The 20187-nt window shown below is 64.1% G+C and carries 17 protein-coding genes; 7 read left to right on the top strand and 10 right to left on the bottom strand.

Translation table 11 applies throughout. The features are described from left to right. Window positions 1–576 (top strand): DUF4864 domain-containing protein, encoded by a 576-nt coding sequence (locus HT051_RS09720; RefSeq protein WP_174541847.1) that lies wholly within the window; start codon window positions 1–3, stop codon window positions 574–576. A gap of 26 nt (window positions 577–602) precedes the next feature. Here HT051_RS09720 and tgt read toward each other — a convergent pair whose 3' ends face one another. The 7 genes from tgt to gyrA all read right to left on the bottom strand — a co-directional run bounded on the left by tgt (window position 603) and on the right by gyrA (window position 8475). Next, on the bottom strand, window positions 603–1727 hold the full coding sequence (gene tgt / locus HT051_RS09725; RefSeq protein ID WP_174541848.1) for a tRNA guanosine(34) transglycosylase Tgt: 1125 nt from the start codon (window positions 1725–1727) through the stop codon (window positions 603–605). 157 nt (window positions 1728–1884) lie between these two features. Then, window positions 1885–2973 carry a tRNA preQ1(34) S-adenosylmethionine ribosyltransferase-isomerase QueA gene (queA, locus tag HT051_RS09730; protein ID WP_174541849.1) on the bottom strand — a complete coding sequence of 363 codons (1089 nt, stop codon included), beginning with the start codon at window positions 2971–2973 and terminating at the stop codon, window positions 1885–1887. Between the two features lie 14 nt (window positions 2974–2987). After that, window positions 2988–3452 (bottom strand): peptidylprolyl isomerase, encoded by a 465-nt coding sequence (locus HT051_RS09735; RefSeq protein WP_174541850.1) that lies wholly within the window; start codon window positions 3450–3452, stop codon window positions 2988–2990. Between the two features lie 11 nt (window positions 3453–3463). Further along, entirely contained in the window at window positions 3464–4066 is a 603-nt protein-coding gene (locus HT051_RS09740) for a peptidylprolyl isomerase (RefSeq protein WP_174541851.1), read from the bottom strand. Further along, window positions 4063–4557: a pantetheine-phosphate adenylyltransferase gene (gene coaD / locus HT051_RS09745; RefSeq protein ID WP_174541852.1), complete on the bottom strand. Its 495-nt coding sequence runs from the start codon at window positions 4555–4557 to the stop codon at window positions 4063–4065. The genes HT051_RS09740 and coaD overlap by 4 nt, the downstream gene beginning before the upstream one ends. A 216-nt stretch (window positions 4558–4773) precedes the next feature. Then, window positions 4774–5466, bottom strand: coding sequence for an OmpW family protein (locus HT051_RS09750; protein ID WP_174541853.1), 693 nt, complete (start codon window positions 5464–5466; stop codon window positions 4774–4776). Window positions 5467–5688: 222 nt separating this feature from the next. Beyond that, window positions 5689–8475, bottom strand: a complete 2787-nt coding sequence (gene gyrA, locus HT051_RS09755; RefSeq protein WP_246810047.1) for a DNA gyrase subunit A — start codon at window positions 8473–8475, stop codon at window positions 5689–5691. A 396-nt stretch (window positions 8476–8871) separates the two neighbouring features. Between gyrA and HT051_RS09760 the strand changes: the two genes are divergently transcribed. From HT051_RS09760 to HT051_RS09770, 3 genes are all read left to right on the top strand, one after another. Continuing rightward, complete coding sequence (locus HT051_RS09760; protein WP_174541854.1) at window positions 8872–9369, top strand: PRC-barrel domain-containing protein; 498 nt, start codon at window positions 8872–8874, stop codon at window positions 9367–9369. Window positions 9370–9501: 132 nt separating this feature from the next. After that, window positions 9502–10464 (top strand): cation diffusion facilitator family transporter, encoded by a 963-nt coding sequence (locus HT051_RS09765; RefSeq protein ID WP_174541855.1) that lies wholly within the window; start codon window positions 9502–9504, stop codon window positions 10462–10464. Between the two features lie 94 nt (window positions 10465–10558). Beyond that, the gene (locus HT051_RS09770) at window positions 10559–11191 is read left to right on the top strand and encodes a YceI family protein (RefSeq protein ID WP_174541856.1); all 633 of its coding nucleotides are present in this window, start codon (window positions 10559–10561) and stop codon (window positions 11189–11191) included. A 7-nt stretch (window positions 11192–11198) separates the two neighbouring features. Here HT051_RS09770 and HT051_RS09775 read toward each other — a convergent pair whose 3' ends face one another. Both HT051_RS09775 and HT051_RS09780 read right to left on the bottom strand, forming a co-directional pair. After that, entirely contained in the window at window positions 11199–12371 is a 1173-nt protein-coding gene (locus tag HT051_RS09775) for an acyltransferase (protein WP_174541857.1), read from the bottom strand. Window positions 12372–12540: 169 nt separating this feature from the next. Then, the gene (locus HT051_RS09780) at window positions 12541–13011 is read right to left on the bottom strand and encodes a single-stranded DNA-binding protein (RefSeq protein ID WP_174541858.1); all 471 of its coding nucleotides are present in this window, start codon (window positions 13009–13011) and stop codon (window positions 12541–12543) included. Between the two features lie 498 nt (window positions 13012–13509). On the opposite strand from HT051_RS09780, the gene HT051_RS09785 reads away from it, so the two are divergent. Then, on the top strand, window positions 13510–14130 hold the full coding sequence (locus tag HT051_RS09785; RefSeq protein ID WP_174541859.1) for an MAPEG family protein: 621 nt from the start codon (window positions 13510–13512) through the stop codon (window positions 14128–14130). A 217-nt stretch (window positions 14131–14347) separates the two neighbouring features. Here the strand turns inward: HT051_RS09785 and HT051_RS09790 are convergent, their stop codons facing one another. Continuing rightward, on the bottom strand, window positions 14348–14917 hold the full coding sequence (locus tag HT051_RS09790; protein ID WP_174541860.1) for a DUF2585 domain-containing protein: 570 nt from the start codon (window positions 14915–14917) through the stop codon (window positions 14348–14350). Window positions 14918–15370: 453 nt separating this feature from the next. Here HT051_RS09790 and HT051_RS09795 point away from each other — a divergent pair, with 453 nt between their 5' ends. Further along, window positions 15371–16924 carry an ATP-dependent RecD-like DNA helicase gene (locus tag HT051_RS09795; RefSeq protein WP_174541861.1) on the top strand — a complete coding sequence of 518 codons (1554 nt, stop codon included), beginning with the start codon at window positions 15371–15373 and terminating at the stop codon, window positions 16922–16924. 353 nt (window positions 16925–17277) lie between these two features. Then, the gene (gene uvrA / locus HT051_RS09800; RefSeq protein WP_174541862.1) at window positions 17278–20184 is read left to right on the top strand and encodes an excinuclease ABC subunit UvrA; all 2907 of its coding nucleotides are present in this window, start codon (window positions 17278–17280) and stop codon (window positions 20182–20184) included. The last annotated feature ends 3 nt before the right edge of the window (window positions 20185–20187 follow it).

The following is a 20187-nucleotide window of genomic DNA, read 5'->3' on the forward strand; positions in this document are numbered from 1 at the left end:
ATGAAATCGCAGAAGAAGAAAGTGTCGGTATTGGCGGCGTTTATGTTGTTTTTCTCAACGACGCTCGCAATCGGCCAAGAGGCAACGGCGCAAGATCTAGCATCGACCGAGCCTGGCGTCACATCCCCCGAGCTCAAAATTGCCAAGCGCATGCCTTCGAACGTGACAATCGTTCCGAAGACACCTCTACATGCCACTGTTTCACAAGCCATTCCTGTCATCACCGGCAAAGAAAAGGCGGTCATCGAGGATACGGTGCGGATGCAGATCAAGGCGCTCAGCAAGGGCGATGCGGAAGGCGCGTTCGCCAACCTTTCGCCAAGCACGCAGCGCTATTTCGGCGGGGCGACGGCGTTCCTGACCGAGGTGCGCCACGAGGCGGCGCCGGTCACCAAGACCCAAAGCTTCAGCTTCCTGAACCTGGAGCGGCGCGATGCCGAGACGCTGCAGCCGGTACTTCTCACCGACAAGCGCGGGCAGAGCTGGCTGGCCAAGTTCCGGCTGGAGCGCCAGGGGGCTGGCGACTGGCGGGTGCTGAGCTGCGAGATCGAGGCGATCCCGGGCCAGCAGGCCTAACCCGCCGGACTTGAGCGAGGGACAGTCTAAGCGTTCCCCTCGCCGTAGCGGCGATTGAGATCGTCGGCGAAGGCTTCGTAGCGGCCTTCGCTGATCGCCTCCCGGGCCTGGGCCATCAGCTCCTGATAGAAATGGACGTTGGCCCAGCTCAGAAGCATGGCGCCGAGAATCTCGCCCGATTTCACCAGATGGTGCAGATAGGCGCATGAATATTGCGCCGCCGGGCAGCTGCTCTCAGGGTCGAGCGGGCTGTCGTCCTCGGCATATTTGGCATTGCGCATATTCTTGCGCCCGGCCCAGGTGAAGGTCTGGCCGTGGCGGCCGGATCGTGTCGGCATCACGCAATCGAACATGTCGACACCGCGCCGCACCGCTTCGACCAGATCCTGCGGCGTGCCCACCCCCATCAGATAGCGCGGCTTGTCTTCTGGGAGAAAGGCATTGGTCACCTCCACCATCTCCAGCATGGCCGCCTGCCCTTCGCCCACGGCGAGGCCGCCGATGGCGTAGCCGGGGAAGCCGATCTCGATCAGCGCGCGGGCGCTTTCCGCGCGGAGATCGGGATAGGTGCTGCCCTGCACGATGCCGAACAGCGCCTGGCCCGGCTTGGACAGCTTTCCGAAGGCGGCCTTGGAGCGGTCGGCCCAGCGCATGGAAAGATCGAGCGAGCGCTTGGCCTCTTCACGGCTAGCCGGGAACGGGGTGCATTCATCGAGCACCATCTGGATATCGGAGCCGAGCAGGCACTGAATCTCGACGGCGCGTTCCGGGGTCAGCTCGTGGCGCGAGCCGTCGAGATGGGATTGGAAGGTGACGCCGTTCTCGGTGATCTTGCGCAGCTTCGACAGGGACATGACCTGATAGCCGCCGGAATCGGTGAGGATCGGCTTTTCCCAATGCATGAAGCGGTGCAGCCCGCCGAGCCGGGCGATGCGCTCCGCGCCGGGGCGCAGCATCAAATGATAGGTGTTGCCGAGAATGATATCGGCGCCGGTCGCCTCCACCGTCTCCGGCAGCATGGCCTTCACCGTCGCCGCGGTGCCGACGGGCATGAAGGCCGGCGTGCGGATGACGCCGCGCGGCGTGGCGATCTCGCCGCGGCGGGCCGCGCCGTCTTTTGCCAGCACCGAGTATGAGAATGTGTCGGTCACGACGTTGCTCCTTCACCTCTCCCCTTTGGGGAGAGGTCGGCATGCGACGCATGCCGGGTGAGGGGTATCAGGAGATCGCGCGTTCGGTCCCCCCTCACCCCAGCCCTCTCCCCGCCGGGGAGAGGGAGCAGGCCGTGCGATTTGGATGGCCCGGTCCTCATTCGATCTCTGTCTTTCCAGGGCTAAGCAGGCAGGCATCGCCATAGGAATAGAAGCGATAGCGCTGGCGAATAGCATGGGCGTAGGCCGCTTGCATCGCCTCCAGCCCGGAGAAGGCCGAGACCAGCATGAACAAGGTCGAGCGCGGCAGGTGGAAATTGGTCAGCAGCAGATCCACGGCGCGGAAGCGATAGCCGGGGGTGATGAAGATATCCGTGTCGCCGGTGAAGGGATGGATGTGCCCCGTCTCGTCGGCGGCGCTCTCCAGGAGCCGCAAAGCCGTGGTGCCGACGGCAACGATACGCCCGCCCCTCGCCCGCACGTCATTCAAGGCCTCGGCCACGTCCTCGCTCAGCACCCCGGTCTCCGAATGCATCACGTGATCCTCGGTGTCATCGGCCTTCACGGGGAGGAAGGTGCCCGGACCGACATGCAGGGTCAGCCGGTGGGTGGAGATGCCCTTCCCCTCCAGCTCGGCAATCAGATCGTCGGTGAAATGCAGCCCGGCCGTGGGCGCCGCGACGGCGCCTTCATGCGCGGCATAGACGGTCTGATAGTCCTTCACATCGCTGGCGTCGGCCCGGCGGCGCGAGGCGATATAGGGCGGCAGCGGCATGGCGCCTATGCTGGCGATGGCCTCGTCCAGCGCGGCGCCTTCGAGGTCGAAGCGAAGCGCGATCTCGCCGCCCTCGCCTTTCCCCTCCACCGTCGCGTCCAGACTGCCGGCAAGACAGGCGCCGTTCCCGGTGCCGAATTGGATGCGGTCGCCGGGCTGCAGCCGCTTGGCCGGGCGGGCAAAGGCCTGCCAGCGCGTGGCGTCGAGCCGCTTGGTCAGATTGACGGAAATCTCGGCGACCGCCTCGCCGCGGGTGCGCGTGCCGTGCAGCTCCGCAGGGATGACGCGGGTGTCGTTGAACACCAGCGCATCCCCCGGCCGCAGCAGAGCGGCCAGATCGCGGAACTGCTTGTCCTCAAGCGCGCCGGTCGCGCCATCGACCACGAGCAGCCGCGCCGCATCCCGAGGGACGGCGGGCCGCAAAGCGATCAACGCTTCGGGAAGCTCGAAATCGAAGGCGTCGACGCGCAAATGAGGACGGTCTGCTAGCTGGCGTCGGCGGCGATGCGCGCGGAGACGATATTGTCGGGCTGGGCCGGCGGCTCGCCGCGGTTCAGCTGATCGACATTCTCCATGCCTTCGATCACCTGGCCCCAGACGGTGTATTGCCCGTTGAGGAAGGAGGCATCGTCGAAGCAGATGAAGAACTGGCTATCGGCGGAATCCGGCGACATCGCCCGCGCTGCGCCCACCGTGCCGCGCCCGAAAGGCGCGTCGGTGAACTCGGCCTTGATGTTCTGGCCAGAACCGCCCGTGCCGTTGCCCTTCGGGTCGCCGCCTTGGGCCATGAAGCCGTCGATGACGCGATGGAACACGGTGCCGTTATAGAACCCGTCGCGCACCAGCTCCTTGATGCGGGCGACATGGTTCGGCGCCAGATCGGGCCGCATCTCGATGGTGACGGGGCCGCGGCTGGTCTCGATGATCAGGGTATCTTCAGGGGTTGCCATGATGTCCTCCTCTACTGGCCGAGCAGCTCGGCCGCTTTCGCCTTGGCGGCGGCATCGCTGCTGTCGGCCGCAATTTCCATCTTCACGATCTTGTCCGGCCCCTGCACGGCGCCGGACTGCGGATCGCCCTTCTTGATCTTGTCGACCACATCCATGCCGTCGATCACCTCGCCCCAGACGGTGTATTTCCCATTCAGGAAGGACGCATCGTCGAAGCAGATGAAGAACTGGCTGTTGGCGCTGTCGGGATCCTGGCTGCGCGCCGCGCCGACCGTGCCGCGCACGAAGGGCGTGTCGGTGAACTCGGCCTTCACATCGGGATAGTCTGAGCCGCCCATGCCGGTGCCGGTCGGATCGCCGGTCTGGGCCATAAAGCCGTCGATGACGCGGTGGAACACGATACCGTCATAGAAGCCTTCGCGGGTGAGCTTTTTGATGCGCTCCACGTGCTTGGGCGCCAGATCGGGGCGCAGTTTGATGATCACGGTGCCGTCCTTGGTCTTCAGGAAGACGACATTCTCCAGATCGGCGGCGGCGGATGCGGGCTTGGCGGCAAAGGCCGGAACCAGCGCGAGCATGAGCCCGGCCAGAAAAGCGATTTGAGCTATTTTCATTTGGGCAGTTTCCTCTTGAATGCGTCGGCAACACAGGCCGGCACGAAGGCGGTCACATCGCCGCCCATTTCGGCAATCTGTCGGACAAGGGTGGCGGTGATGTGTCTGGTGCCCGGCGAGGAGGCCAGGAACACCGTCTCCAGGCTCGGCATCAGCGCCGCATTCATGCCCGCCATCTGCATCTCGTAATCGAAATCGCCGGCATCGCGTAAGCCCCGGATCAGGATGGTCGCCTTCTCGGCGCGGGCGGCGTCCACCACCAGCCCGTCGAAGGTGGCGAGCTTGAGCTCCAGCCCGGCATCCTCAGCCACGGGACGCAGCGCCTGGCCGGCAAGATCCAGCCGCTCGCCGGTGCTGAACATCGGCGTCTTCTGATGATGGGTGCCAACAGCGATCACCAGGCGATCGACCAGCTTGGCGGCACGCCGCACGATATCGACATGGCCGTAAGTGATGGGATCGAAACTGCCGGGATAAAGAGCTGTACGCATACGGGCGGGAACTCCAGACCTCTGACGGCGCCCTCCCCGATGGAGACGCCTCAGGATTCGTGAGGCCCCCTTCTAGCCGTGCGGCGGCGCTGTGGGCAAGCCCCGCGCTGCCGATGGTGAACGGTGTACTGCGCGCGGCCCCGCAATGACAAAGGGCCCGGCAATGCCGAGCCCTTAAATCGAAGTCTTTTGTTCCGTCGTCGGCGCTTCGGAGCGCTAGAAGCGCGGCCCCAGAACGTCGCTCAGATTGAAGCGATAGCCGGCACCGGCGGAAACGATCCAGGGATCGATATCCACGTCGGCGCGCACGCCGGCACCGTTCCAATGGACGTCGGTGTCGATGAAGGTCTTCTTCACGTCGGCATTGAGATACCAGCCATTGCCGAGGGAATAATCGAAGCCCGCCTGCAGGGTGAAGCCCAGCGCATCGTCGATGCTGACGCTTCTGGCGCCAAGGCGGTTCTTGCCGGTGCCTTCATCGAAGAAGGCGATATATTGCAGGCCCGCGCCGACATAAGGCTTCCACGCACCGAACGAGGTGAAGTGGTATTGCGCGGTCAGAGCCGGCGGAAAGATCCAGGAATCGGCGATCTCGCCAAGCCCTGCAATCGAGCCTTTGCCGTCGACATCGATCTTGGCGAAGCAGCAGAACAGCTCAACCGCCAGATTGTCGTTCAGAAAATAGGTCAGCGTCGCCGCCGGAATCACCTCATCGTTGACCTCGGCGTTCGCTCCCGGAATTCGCGAACCGCCGGCAGAAACCGATGCATCGGTGTCGGGCAGAACGCCGGACACCAGGCCGCGAATCATGAAGTCGCCGTGCTCGTCGCCGGCAGCCGCAGGCTGAACCGCGAAAGCGCCGCCGGCCAGGGCGAGCGCCGCGACGATGAAGGTGCTGATTTTTCTCATTTGAATGTCTCCCAGTCCCCCGCGCGACTCGCGTGTTGAGTCTCGCGTAAGTCACTCTAGTAACCGGAAGTACCGCAAATCGAGCGGCAGAGGGCCGCAGCGGTGAGATCGCGCGCCGACCGTTGCGCGGATGCAACGCTCGGCCCGCGCTAACCCCTTGAGGCTGCGGTTAGAATTGCTGTGAGAAACCGGCGTGCTGCAGCGCGCGGTTCATCCACAATGTTACGCCTCGGACCCGTCTTCGGTGTCGTCCGGGCCGACATCGTCATCGCCGTCCTCAGCGTCCTCGTCGCCCTCGCCATTCTCAATATCGGCGGGGATATGCTCCACAGAGACCACCTTCTCGTCGGCGGCGGTGTCGAACACGATGACGCCCTGGGTAGAGCGGCCGACCACGCTGATGTCGGCGATGGGGATGCGGATCAGCTGGCCGCGATTGGTCACCAGCATGATCTGGTCGCCTTCCTCCACCGGGAAGGACGCGATCAGCTCGCCATTCCGCTTGTTCACGGTCATGGCGATGATGCCCTTACCGCCGCGGCCGGAGACCCGGTATTCATAGGCGCTGGAGCGCTTGCCGTAGCCGTTCTCGGAGATGGTGAGCACCAGCTGCTCATGGGCGCTCAGCTCGGCGTAGCGCTCCGGGCTCAGGGCAACGGCTTCGTCGCTGCCCTCCTCCGGATCGGTCTCCGGCTCCACCTCGGCGCTGCCGCGGCGGATAGCATTGGCCTGGCGCACATAGGCGGCACGCTCGGCGGGGCTGGCCTCGATATGGTTGAGGATAGCCATGGAGATGATCCGGTCATCCTTGTCCAGCCTGATGCCGCGCACGCCGATGGAGTTGCGGCCCTTGAACTCGCGCACATCGTCTACGGGGAAGCGGATGGCCCGGCCGGCGGCCGTGGTCAGCAGCACGTCCTGCGCCACGCTGCAGGTCTCCACGTCGACGATCCAGTCGCCCTCGTCGAGCTTCATGGCGATCTTGCCGTTCTGGCGCACATCGGTGAAGTCGGAGAGCTTGTTGCGGCGGACGGTGCCCATATTGGTGGCGAACATCACATCCAGCTCGGCCCAGGTCTCCTCGTCCTCGGGCAGCGGCATGATGGTGGTGATGTTCTCGTCCTTGCCGAGCGGCAGCAGGTTCACAAGCGCCTTGCCGCGGGCCTGCGGCAAGGCAACCGGCAGCCGCCAGACCTTCATCTTGTAGGCCATGCCGCGGGAAGAGAAGAACAGCACCGGGGTATGGGTGTTGGCGATGAAGATGCGAGTGACGAAATCCTCGTCCCGCGTCGCCATGCCGGAGCGGCCCTTGCCGCCGCGGCGCTGGGCGCGATAGGCGGAAAGCGGCACGCGCTTGATGTAGCCCTTATGGGACACGGTCACGACCATGTCCTCGCGCTGGATCAGATCCTCGTCCTCGACCTCGCCTTCGGCCTCGACGATCTCGGTGCGGCGCGGGGTGTCGAACTCTTCCTTGACCGCGACAAGCTCATCCTTAGCGATCTCGATGATGCGGGCGCGGGAGCGCAGGATGTCGAGATAATCGTTGATCTGATCGCCGAGCTTCTTCAGCTCGTCGCCGATCTCGTCGCGCCCCAACGCGGTGAGGCGCTGCAGGCGGAGATCGAGAATGGCGCGGGCCTGCTCCTCGGAAAGCCGGTAGGTACCGTCGGCGGCGACCTTGTGGCGCGGATCGGCAATCAGCTCCACCAGCGGCGCCACATCGGTGGCCGGCCAATCGCGCTCCATCAACTGGGCGCGTGCCGTCGCCGGATCCGGCGCCTGGCGGATCAGCTTGATCACCTCGTCGATATTGGCCACGGCGATGGCCAGACCGACCAGGATATGGGCCCGCTCGCGCGCCTTGCGCAGCAGGTATTTGGTGCGCCGCCCGATCACCTCCTCGCGGAACTCGGTGAAGGCGACGATCATGTCCTTCAGATTGAGCTGCTCGGGGCGGCCGCCATTCAGCGCCACCATGTTGCAGCCGAAGCTCGATTGCAGCGGCGAGAAGCGATAGAGCTGGTTCAGCACCACGTCGGCCATGGCGTCGCGCTTCAGCTCGACCACGACGCGCATGCCCGAGCGGTCGCTCTCGTCGCGGATATCGGAAATGCCTTCGATGCGCTTGTCGCGCACCAGATCGGCGATCTTCTCGATCATCGAGGCCTTGTTCACCTGATACGGGATCTCGGTGATGATCAGGGCCTCGCGGTCCTTGCGGATGGTCTCGACGGCGACCTTGCCGCGCATCAGGACCGAGCCGCGCCCTTTGTGATAGGCGGAACGGATGCCGGTGCGGCCGAGGATGATGCCGCCGGTCGGGAAATCCGGCCCCGGCACGATCTGATTCAGCTCGTCGATATCGATGGCCGGATTGTCGAGATAGGCGATACAGGCATCGACCACCTCACCCAGATTATGGGGCGGGATGTTGGTCGCCATGCCGACGGCGATGCCGCCTGCGCCATTGACCAGCAGATTGGGGTAGCGCGCCGGCAGCACCACCGGCTCGCTCTCGGAATTGTCGTAGTTGTCCTGGAAGTCGACCGTGTCCTTGTCGATATCCTCCAGGAGATTGCTGGAGATCTTCGCCAGGCGGCATTCGGTGTAACGCATGGCCGCCGGCGGGTCGCCGTCGACCGAGCCGAAATTCCCCTGCCCGTCGACCAGCATGGCGCGCATGGAGAAATCCTGCGCCATGCGCACCAGCGCGTCGTAGACCGCGCTATCGCCATGAGGGTGATACTTACCGATCACGTCGCCGACCACGCGGGCCGCCTTGCGGTAGGGCTTGTTCCACTCCAGCCCCATCTCCTGCATCGAATACAGGATCCGGCGGTGCACCGGCTTCAGACCGTCGCGCACATCGGGCAGCGCACGGGACACGATCACGCTCATGGCGTAATCGAGATAGGACCGCTTCATCTCGTCGACGAGAGAAATGGGCCGGATATCGGATGGGCCTTCCGGGCCCCCCGGCAAGTCAGTCTGATTGTCGTCAGTCAATGCCCGAAAACCGTGTGGTTGGGTGGTGGCGGGGATCGCATTTCAGCGCCGGCGCCGCGTGTCGAAAACGGCCTCAAGAGCGGTGCCGGCGAAGGCGATGTCGGTGGCCTCTGTATAGCCGATATGACACCTGCGTCGCAACTTTTCCCCTGCGCTTTTTCGACCGCCATATTCGGGCCATTATCACAGCAATTACAATTGCTTACTCAGCCCTTCAGAGCACGGCACAAGGCATTGGGAAAGCCGGCTGCCATCCGGCTTCGAAAAACGCCGAATCTCGGCTCTGCGGGCGGAACGATTGAAAGGGAATCACGTTGGTTTTTGGTGGCCCCTGCCCAAGGGGCCGCTGCTGCGCAATAGGCGGTTCTGCCGCTTCACATTCAACTGGAGATATCGATGCGAGGCATCCTGATTTGCTCGGTTGCCGGTCTCATCGCGTGTACGGCGCCGTGCTACGGGGAAACGGCACAGCAAGAGCCGCTCGACACGCAACACCCCACCGAGACCATGGCGCAATCCCGAACGCCCGGACAGATCAACGGTCTGCCGAGCACACGACCGCGATTCCTCACCGAGCAGGAAAGCGGCGATTGGCGCGCCGGCGATCTGATCGGCTCGGCGGTGGAGACACCGGCGCATGAGACCGTCGGCGAGATCAACGATCTGGTGTTCGACGATAACGGGCGCGTGGTCGCCGCGGTGGTCGGCGTCGGCGGGTTTCTCGGCATCGGCGAGAAGAACGTCGCGCTGCGTTTCAAGGATATCCGCCTCGACCGCTCCGACGATGGCGGGGTGACGCTGATGGCCAATGTCACCCGCAACACGCTGTCCGCCGCGCCGAGCTATCGCACGCTGGAGCAGCAAGCGGTGGTCCCTGTGCAGCGGGAAGAGTGAGGCGGGCAAGGCAACAGTCTCGCCTGCTATGCGCCGACGGCGCATTCTGTCTCCCTCGTAATCTGTCTCCCCCGTAAGATGGGTTCGCGTTAAGCTCGACGCGAAACAGCACGTGGTTTTCAGGAGGGGTTCGTGGCTGCCGGCTCGCGCAAAGTCATCTTCGCCGCATTGGGCGCCAATACGCTGATCGCGCTCAGCAAGTTCGCCGGTGCCTTCTACACCGGCTCCTCGGCGATGTTCTCCGAGGCGATCCACTCGGTGGTGGATACCGGCAATCAGGGCTTGCTGCTGCTCGGCATGAAGCGAGCGCAAAAGCCCCCCGACAGGCATCACCCCTTCGGTTATGGCGCGGAGGTGTTTTTCTGGGCCTTCGTGGTGGCGATCCTGATCTTCGCCGTGGGCTCGGGCATCTCCTTCTATGAGGGGATGGTCAAGATCCTCGATCCGCACCCGGTCACCGATGCCTATGTGAACTACATCATCCTCGGCGGCGCGGCGGTGTTCGAAGCCTTCGCCTGGATCGTCGCCTTCCGCGAGTTCCGCCAGGCGCAGGACAAGCAGCGGCCGTTCCGGCTGCTTTCGGCTGTGCGGCAGTCGAAAGACCCGACCATCTTCACCGTGCTGTTCGAAGATACCGCGGCGATCCTCGGCCTGCTTGCGGCGGTGACCGGCATCGCCGTGGCCGATATCTGGGGTATTCTGTGGGCCGACGGGGCGGCCTCGCTGGTGATCGCCGCCATCCTCGCCGGCGCCGCCATCATGCTGGCCTACGAAACCAAAGGACTGCTGATCGGCGAAGCGGCGAGCCGCACCGTGACCCGCGCCATCCGCGATCTGGTCGCCGCCGAGCCGCGCATCATCAATCTCAACGAGATGCGCACCATGCATCTGGCCCCGCATGAGATCCTGCTGGCACTCAGCGTCGATTTCGCCGACCGGCTGTCCTCGCAAGAGGTCGAGGAAGCGGTGAGCCAGCTGGAGATCAAGATCAAGCAGGCCTATCCGGAGGTCTCGCGCATCTTCATCGAGGTGCAGTCGCAGAAGCGGCACGAGCAATTTGCCGCAGAAGAGGCGAAAGCGCAGGGCGCCTCTTAACGCCGCCCTGCCCGCTCCCCACCTTGGGCAGAACGCCTGGCACCCGCCGGGCGCCGTTACACCCAAGATGTTGGCAATTCAGGAGATTTCACTCATGCGTCACGCATTGTTCGCCGCAGGCCTCGCGCTCGCCCCGATCTTCGCGGTGCTTCCCGCCCAGGCTACCGAATACACGCTTGATCCGGGCCATACCCAGGTGCGGTTCGGCTGGACCCATTTCGGGTTCTCCGGCCCTGAGGCGAATTTCGACGACGTGACGGGCACGCTGAATGTCGACGAGGACGATCCGGCCAAATCGACCGTCGAGGTGACGATCCCGGTGAAGAGCATCGACACTCATGTGCCGGCGCTGGACGAGCATCTGCTGACCAAGCCGGAATTCTTCAAGGTCGAAGAGTATCCGGAGATCACCTTCAAGAGCACCAAAGTGCGCAATATCAGCGACAACAAGAAGCGCTTCGAGGTGGTCGGCGATCTGACCGTGAACGGCATCACCAAAGAGGTGGTGCTGAAATCGAAGCTCAACAAACATGGCGAGCATCCGATGTATGGCGGCGCCGAGGCGGCCGGGTTCGACGCCACCACCACGCTGAAGCGCTCCGATTTCGGCATGGACGCCTTCGTGCCCAATGTCAGCGACAAGCTGAAGGTGCGCATCACCACCGAGGCGATCGAGGCTGATGCCTATGCCAAGAAGCTGGAAGAGATGAAGGCGAAGGAAGAGTAGCCTTCGTCTAACGGGTGGGGGTCTCCGGCGGCATGAGCTTCGGCGCTTGGCGCACTTGATGCCTTTCGCCGCGGAGACCTGCGACCCGTTTGTTTAGCCAAACCACCGTCGCGTCAGCCTTGCGCATGGCCCTCTCCTTCTGGCGCAGCGCCGGGTGCTCAACGAGGTGCCACGACAGGGCCGCGAGCGCCAACGTCACTGGAAAGCTGACGGCGAAGAGCACGAGCGCGCTGGCCTGCGGCATCGCCAGGATCAGGGTCTGCTGCACCGGCCAGCACAAGATATATAGCCCGTAGGAATAATCCCCCAGCCGGTTGAAGCCGCGGATCGCACCGCCGGGAACCAAGGCGAGCCAGATCACGCCATAGGCGAGCGCGATACGGAAGGTCAGCTCGGCGAACACGGTCTCCCGGGTGACCCAGGCAAGCGCGGCCGCCCCCAAAACGGCGAGCCAATGCAGCCGGATCTTCTCGGCAAAGACAAAGAAGAAGCCGCCGAGGAAGAAACTCAAGACAAAGCGCGCGGCGCTGTCGATGGCGGCGACCTCTCCGCGCCATGGCGTGGCGAAGGTGACGAGAAGATAGGCGGCGAACAGGCCTGCAAAGCTATAGGCGATACGCCGGTTAATCAGCGCGCCGACCATCGCGAGCCCGGCCAGAAGCACGTAGCAGATCGCCTCGTAGCGCAAGGTCCAAAGCGGCGAGTTGATAATGCCGGGCGCCGGTCCGGTCTCGAACACCCCCGGCAGCGGGCTGTTATTGTCGGCCAGGCTGGCGGTGATCGGCCCGTAAATCCAGGTCTTCAAATCGGTGAAATAGGCGCTCAGCGGCAATGTCGTGACCAGCGGGCCGAGTAGCAGGGCCACGGCCAAGGAGACGACGATCAGCGCCGGGAACAGCCGCAAGGCGCGCGCCACAACGTAATCGGTCACGGTCGGCCGGGTGAGCGCGCTGCGGGTGACCAGAAAGCCGGAGACGACGAAGAACACATCAACCGCCATACGGCCGATAGGGAACGCCGCGAAATCGAATGTGAGCGGCCCCAGCTGGAGCAGACGCGGGTGGCCACCCGCGCCGAGCGCCACGCAATGATCCAGCAGCACGGCGCTGGCCGCGAGAAAGCGGATCAGATTGAAGTTGTTATCGCGCCCGTTAAAACGCGCAGCAATTGTCGGCGTCATGGGATTTCGGCGGATTTCGGCTGTTCCAACACATCCCACCCTGCCCCCGAATTGAGACAAGGCTTTGGACGCAACAGCTTACGCCACGCCGTTAAATCCCGACGATACAATTAAATTTAGCGTTAAATAATCAGAGGCGAAATTAACCAAGACCGGTCAAGATACCGGTTTAGAACGGAATTTCGTCATCCAGCTCTTTGTCGAACGAGCCGCCGCCCCCGCCGAGCGCGCTGGTCTGGCCGAACGAGCCGCCGGAATCGGGCGTATCGCTCATGCCGCCGCCGCCCTGGCGGCCATCCAGCATGGTCAGAGACGAGTTGAAGCCCTGCAGCACCACCTCGGTGGTGTAGCGGTCCTGCCCCGACTGATCCTGCCATTTGCGGGTCTGCAGCTGGCCTTCCAGATAAACCTTGGAGCCCTTGCGCAGATACTGCTCGGCGATACGGCAGAGCCCTTCATTGAAGATCACAACGCGGTGCCATTCGGTGCGCTCGCGCCGCTCGCCGGTCGACTTGTCCCGCCAGCTATCGGTGGTGGCGACGCGCAGATTGGCAATAGGCCGCCCGTCCTGGGTTTGGCGGATTTCGGGATCGGCACCCAGATTGCCGATCAGAATGACTTTATTGACCGATCCGGCCATGATGACACCTCCAGCTCGCGCATTTGGTCGGGTTTGTTTTCGTCCAGCCCCGTTCGGGCTCGCCGAGCCTTATTGAGACCGCTTGGTCTTCCGACCGCTTTATCTTTCAACCGCTTCGCCGCCGCGCAAGCCACACCTCTCTTAGGGGCGCCTGACAGGGCACGTCGTCTACCGAGGCATCGTCAGGCGAAGCCGCACCGAATCGATGCCGCCACCGCCGCCCTCTGCGATTAAAGACGCACCCTAACGCGCCGGCCGCCACCCCCGCCAGCCCGGTTTCGAGCTATCCACAGGCGCCGCAGCGTGGCTTTGTCGCGGCCATTCGCGGGCTACTGTACTCGTTTTGTTCTCATCTATCCAGCGGAAAATGCGCCTCTTTAGATTGCTCTTTAGATCTTCTATGCCTTATGAAACGCCACAACATGCCGAGATGTTATGTCGGGAGGTGCAGCTGAGCCGCGAGTAATGGCCAGCTCCTCCTGTCGGATTGAGGATTATATGCAGCGTAACGTGCAAACCCATTCTGCGCCGTCGCGGACCAAGCGCCGCCGTAAGCGCCCGGACCCCCGCAAGAAACATTTCGGCTTCACGTCGCATCAGTGGCCGTTCCTCCTGGTGCTGGTGAGCAACTGGCTGTTCGCCCTCGTCTTTCTGATCATCTGCAAGCTGGTCTGGCATTGGGTGCCGGCGGAGTGGAACACCATGGGCGACAGGATCGCTCTGGTGATCAAGGATTCGGTGTTCGCCATCCTGCCCGGCGTGATCGCCATCTGTATCGTGGCTGCGGAGCGCCTGGATCCGAAGATGTTCGTCGGGCGCATGGCCAAGCCGAACTCGGCGCTGGATATCAACACGCGCTTCATCCTGAACACGTTCGAGCAGTTCACCGCCTATTTCATCGCCCATTGCGCGCTGGCGATCTATTCGCCGCCGGAAGAGGCCCGCACCGTGGTGATCCTGACGGCGCTGTTCGTGCTGGGCCGCATCCTGTTCTGGATCGGCTATCACAAGAACCCGTATTTGCGCGCGTTCGGCTTCGGCATCACCTTTTACCCGACGGTGGCGGCGTATTTCTGCCTGGTGGTCTATATGACGACGGGCATCCGGGTTCCGCTTTAGGGGCTTCCGGCTCTCGGATCACCGCAGAGCTTTGTCAGCATCCCGATTAGGGTCTGCATCCTTCGAGACGGCGCCTTCGGCGCCTCCTCAGGATGAGGATCGAGGCGGTGCCTTTCGCCTCATGGTGAAGGGCTCGCTCGTCGCGCTCAAGTCATGCGAAGCGCGGTAGCGTCTCAAAGATAGCGAGCGTCTCGAACCGTGAGGCCCGCTTTTGCTCTTACTGAAACGCGCGGGATTGCCATTCGACCACGGAATCCAGGGGCCAGACGAACATCAGCACGTTCAAGGTGAGGTTGTCGCGGGTCATCACCCCGGTGAACAGCTCCAGCGCCACGGCGACGGCGACCGTCACCCAGACCGGCCATTTGGCGGCGAGGAAGAAGCCGACCACCATGGCCAGGATATCCATCACCGAGTTGAGCACGCTGTCGCCGTAATAGGTGTGGGAGATGGTGCCTTCGCGGTAGCGGTCGATCGCCCAGTTGCTGTTCTCGACGAGCTCCCAGCTGCTCTCGATCACAAGCGCCAGAATCAGCCTTGTGCCGAAGGAAAGCCGCCGGCCGAAGGCGAGCCACAACACGCCATAGAAGATGAAGCCGTGGATGATGTGGGAGGGCGTGTACCAGTCGGTGAGCTGCTGCGAGTTGCCCTCGCTCATCACTTCGCCTTCCCAAAGTTTCACATAACCGCATTTGCAGATCGGCAGCCTTCCCATGGCGAGCAGGATGGCGGCGGTGCCGACGATAATGCCGAAGGCGATGAGAAGCTGGGTCCGGGTGAGTCGCATGGCTGCGGAGTTTGACCGAAGCGGCGGGGCGACGCCACGGGCATCCGTATTTGGCACGACGTCATGCCCGGCCTTGTGCCGGGCATCCATGACCTCCGAGTTCACGATGAGACGAAGGTGTTCATGGATCACCGGGACAAGCCCGGTGATGACATCGGAGGGCGCGACAGGCTCGGAAGCTTATCTCTCCCTCGGCGGAAGGGAGTTCGCCATGCCATAGGCGCAATGGCGCGTCTGCTCGCTCGTTCGAGCGCTTCAAGGGAAAGCCGGGTCCTCCCCCCTAAAAGGGGGGAGCTAGAGGGGGGTCCTCTCTAGCCTCACAAGACGAGACCCTTCGCCCCCCACCCCAACCCTCCCCCTTCTAAGGGGAGGGAGTGCGCCGTGCCGCATCGCCCCTTTCGCCGGCGGCGCAGGCCCCCTATCCTTCCCCGCAAACCTCAAATCGGAATCGCGATGAAACAGACCGACGCCCTGGCGCTGCTGAAGACCGGGGCCAGCATCTTCCTCACCGGCGAGCCGGGAAGCGGCAAGACCCATACGGTCAACCGCTATATCCGGACCTTGCGCGAACACGGCGTTGCGGTGGCCTATACCGCCTCCACCGGCATCGCCGCGACCCACGGTAACGGCATCACCATCCATGCCTGGAGCGGTATCGGGGTGAACCAGTCCCTGTCGCGGCGCGATCTCGACCGCATCAAGGCCAACCGGCGCGTGGCCGGTCGGATCGAGAAGACCCAAGTCTTGATCATCGACGAGATTTCGATGCTGCCGGCCTATGCGCTGGATCTGGTGGATCAGGTCTGCCGCCATGTGCGCGAGAATCCGGCGCCGTTCGGCGGGCTGCAGCTGGTGCTGGTGGGCGATTTCTTTCAGCTGCCGCCGGTGGTGCGCCGGGAGCGGAGCGATCAGTATTTCCTCGGCGATATGGAGAGCGATTCCGGCCCGATCTTCGCCTATGGCTCCTCGGCCTGGCGCGATCTCTCGCCCGCCATCTGCTATCTCTCCGAGCAGCACCGCCAGAGCGACCGCGACTTCGTGGAGCTGCTCGCCGCCATCCGCGCCAATCGCTGCAACGGCGCCTTCCGGGAGCGGCTGCAGCAGCGCATGGCGCCGCGCGAAGCTCTTCCCGCCGATTGTACCCGGCTGTTCACCCACAACGCCTCGGTGGACGAGATCAATGCCCGGGCGCTGGATCGCCTGGAGGGCAAGCCGCACAGCTTCGCCATGGTGAGCAAGGGGCCGGAAGCCTTCGTGCGCACCTTGCAGCGCGGCTGCCTGTCGCCGGAACGGCTGGTGCTGAAGCTCGGCGCCGTGGTGATGTTCACCAAGAACGACCCCAAGGGCCGCTATGTGAACGGCACGCTGGGCGAAATCGTCGATTTCGAGCCGGAGCATGGCTACCCCGTGGTGCGGGCCCGCGACGGACGCCAGATCGTGGCCGAGCCGGCGAAATGGAAGATCGAGGAGAACGGCAAGGAGCGGGCGAGCCTGACGCAGCTGCCGCTTCGCCTTGCCTGGGCGATGACCGTGCATAAGAGCCAGGGCATGTCGCTGGATGCGGCGGTGATCGACCTCTCCCGCGCCTTCGAATACGGCCAGGGCTATGTGGCGCTGTCGCGCTTACGCGGTCTTTCCGGGCTGCATCTCCTCGGCCTCAACGACCGGGCGCTGCAGGTGCATGGCGCGGCAGTGGAGAAGGACGAGGAGTTCCGCCAGCTTTCGAAGATGGCCGCCAAGGCGCTGACTGCGGCGGAGCCGGAGGCGCTTGCCCTGCGTCAGGAGACATTTCTCGGCTCGGCCCGCGAGGCGGAGGCCCCCGCCGGCGGCTCCTTCGCGGAGCTGCGCGAAACCCATGCCAAGGCTTATATGCCTTGGAGCAAGCAAGAAGAGGCCGAGCTGGTGCGCCGCTATCAGGGCGGCGACACGGTGAGATCCATCGCCGAGAGCTTCGGCCGCAAGCCCGGCGCCATCCGCTCGCGGCTGAAGAAGCTGGAGCTGATGTAGAGGGGGCACCAACGAGCCTCCTCTCCGTCATCGTCATGCCCGGATCAAGTCCGGGCATGACGAAGTGCAAGACGGCGCGGCAGGGCCTGCCCCCTCCCCTTGAAAGGGGGAGGGTTGGGGGGGGGGGTCGGCCGGATGCGTAAGGGTCGGCAGGGGAATAGCAAGGCGCCAACGGAAGATGCTAGGAGACCCCCACCCGGCTTGGGGAAGCCCCCAAGCCGACCTCCCCCTTCTAGGGGGAGGTGCAAGGCCGTGCCCTACGCCCCTGCGCCCCCTCCCTGCGCCCACTTGCCCCTTGGAGACAACGGGCTTAAGCCTTGTCTCTGGCCCGTAGCCCCCCGACATTGGCATTCATGACATCGAAATCCATTTCCGTGCGCGGCGCGCGGGAACACAATCTCAAGAACGTCTCCGTGGACCTGCCGCGGGAGGAGCTGGTGGTGATGACCGGCCTCTCCGGCTCGGGCAAGTCCTCGCTTGCCTTCGACACCATCTATGCCGAGGGCCAGCGCCGCTATGTGGAGTCGCTCTCCGCTTATGCGCGCCAGTTCCTGGACATGATGCAGAAGCCCGATGTCGACTATATCGAGGGGCTGTCGCCGGCGATCTCCATCGAGCAGAAGACCACCTCGAAGAACCCGCGCTCCACGGTCGGCACGGTCACCGAGATCTACGACTATATGCGGCTGCTCTTCGCCCGCGTCGGCGTGCCCTATTCGCCCGCCACGGGTCTACCCATCGAAAGCCAGACGGTGAGCCAGATGGTGGACCGGGTGCTGGAGCTGGAGGAAGGCACGCGGCTTTATCTCTTGGCGCCGGTCGTGCGCGGCCGCAAGGGCGAGTACAAGAAAGAGCTCGCCGAGCTGATGAAGAAGGGTTTTCAGCGGGTCAAGATCGACGGCGAATTCTACGAGACCGGCGAGGCCCCAGCGCTGGACAAGAAGTTCAAGCACGATATCGACGTGGTGGTGGACCGCATCGTGGTGCGCCCCGACATGGCCTCGCGCCTGGCCGACAGTTTCGAGACGGCGCTCGGCCTTTCCGACGGCATCGTCTTCGCCGAGTTCGCCGACAAACAGGACGACAAGGGCGAGCCGGAGCGGATCACCTTCTCCTCGCGCTTCGCCTGCCCGGTCTCCGGCTTCACCATCGAGGAGATCGAGCCGCGGCTGTTCTCGTTCAACAATCCGTTCGGCGCGTGTCCCGCCTGCGACGGGCTGGGTACGGAGCTTACCTTCGAGGCGGAGCTGGTGGTGCCGAACCCGCTGCTGAGCCTGGACCGCGGCGCGATTCTCCCCTGGGCGCGCACCTCGGCCACCTCGCCCTATTACCGGCAGACGCTGGAGGCGCTGACCCGCCATTACAAGCAGTCCATGACCATGCCGTGGAAGGATCTGCCGGAAGAGTTCCGCGCCGTGCTGCTCTACGGCTCGGGCGACGAGGAGATCACCTTCACCTATGACGACGGGGTGCGGCGCTACTCCACCACCAAGCCGTTCGAAGGGGTGATCGTCAATATCGACCGGCGCTGGCGCGAGACCGAGAGCAGCTGGGTGCGCGAGGAGCTGTCGCGCTATCAGTCCAGCCAGCCCTGCCAGGTGTGCAACGGCTACCGGCTGAAGCCCCAGGCGCTGGCGGTGCGGGTCGGCGGCATGCATATCGGCCAGGTCTCGGACATGTCGATCCGCGAGGCGGCGGCGTGGTTCGAGGCGCTGTCGGGCACCCTCTCGCCGAAGCAACAGGAGATCGCCACCCGCATCTTGAAAGAGATCCGCGAGCGCTTACGCTTCCTCAACGATGTGGGGCTCGACTATCTGACCCTGTCGCGCGGCTCCGGCTCGCTCTCCGGCGGCGAGAGCCAGCGCATCCGGCTTGCCTCGCAGATCGGCTCCGGCCTCACCGGCGTGCTCTACGTGCTGGACGAGCCCTCCATCGGGCTGCATCAGCGCGACAACGACCGGCTGCTGGAGACCCTGAAGGCGCTGCGCGATCTCGGCAATTCGGTGATCGTGGTGGAGCATGACGAGGACGCCATCCTGCAGGCCGATTACGTGGTCGATATGGGGCCCGGCGCCGGCGTCCATGGCGGCCAGGTGGTGGCGCAAGGCACCCCGGCGGAGATCATGGCCAATCCGGACAGCCTCACCGGGCAGTATCTCACCGGCATGAAGCAGATCCCGCTGCCGAAGAGCCGGCGCAAGCCCGGCAAGCGCAAGCTCAGGGTCGTCGGCGCGCGGGAGAACAATCTGAAGGACATCTCGGCGGATATTCCGCTGGGCCTGTTCACCTGCGTCACCGGGGTCTCCGGCGGCGGCAAATCCACCTTCCTGATCGAGACCTTGTACCGGGCCGTCGCCCGAAAGCTGAACGGCGCCCGCGACATCCCCGGCGCGCACGACGCCATCGAGGGGCTGGAGAATCTGGACAAGGTGATCGATATCGACCAGAGCCCGATCGGGCGCACCCCCCGCTCCAACCCGGCCACCTATACGGGCGCCTTCACACCGATCCGCGAATGGTTCTCCGAGCTGCCGGAGGCGAAGGCGCGCGGCTACAAGCCCGGGCGCTTCTCGTTCAACGTCAAGGGCGGGCGCTGCGAGGCCTGCCAAGGCGACGGGGTGATCAAGATCGAGATGCACTTCCTGCCCGACGTCTACGTCACCTGCGATGTGTGCAAGGGCAAGCGCTATAACCGCGAGACGCTGGACATCAAGTTCAAGGGCAAGTCCATCGCCGACGTGCTCGACATGACGGTGGAGGAAGCGGCGGAGTTCTTCAAGGCGGTGCCGGTGATCCGCGACCGCATGGAGACGCTGAAGCGCGTCGGCTTAAGCTACATCCACGTCGGCCAGCAGGCCACCACCCTCTCCGGCGGCGAGGCGCAGCGCATCAAGCTGTCAAAGGAGCTGTCGAAGCGCGCCACCGGGCGCACCCTCTATATCCTCGACGAGCCGACCACGGGCCTCCATTTCCACGATGTGGCCAAGCTCCTGGAGGTGCTGCACGAGCTGGTCGAGCAAGGCAACACCGTGGTGGTCATCGAGCATAATCTGGAGGTGATCAAGACGGCAGACTGGATCATCGATCTCGGCCCGGAAGGCGGCGACGGCGGCGGCCGCATCGTCGCCCAGGGCACGCCCGAGGATGTCGCACGCGTGCCGGAAAGCTATACCGGGCAGTATCTGAAAGAGGTTTTGGGCCGGCGGAAGAAGGCTGGTGGGGCTGGTCGTGGGGCTAAGGCCGCTGAGGCGGCGGAGTAACTC

Source organism: Methyloligella sp. GL2, from assembly GCF_013341275.1.
GTDB lineage: Bacteria > Pseudomonadota > Alphaproteobacteria > Rhizobiales > Methyloligellaceae > Methyloligella.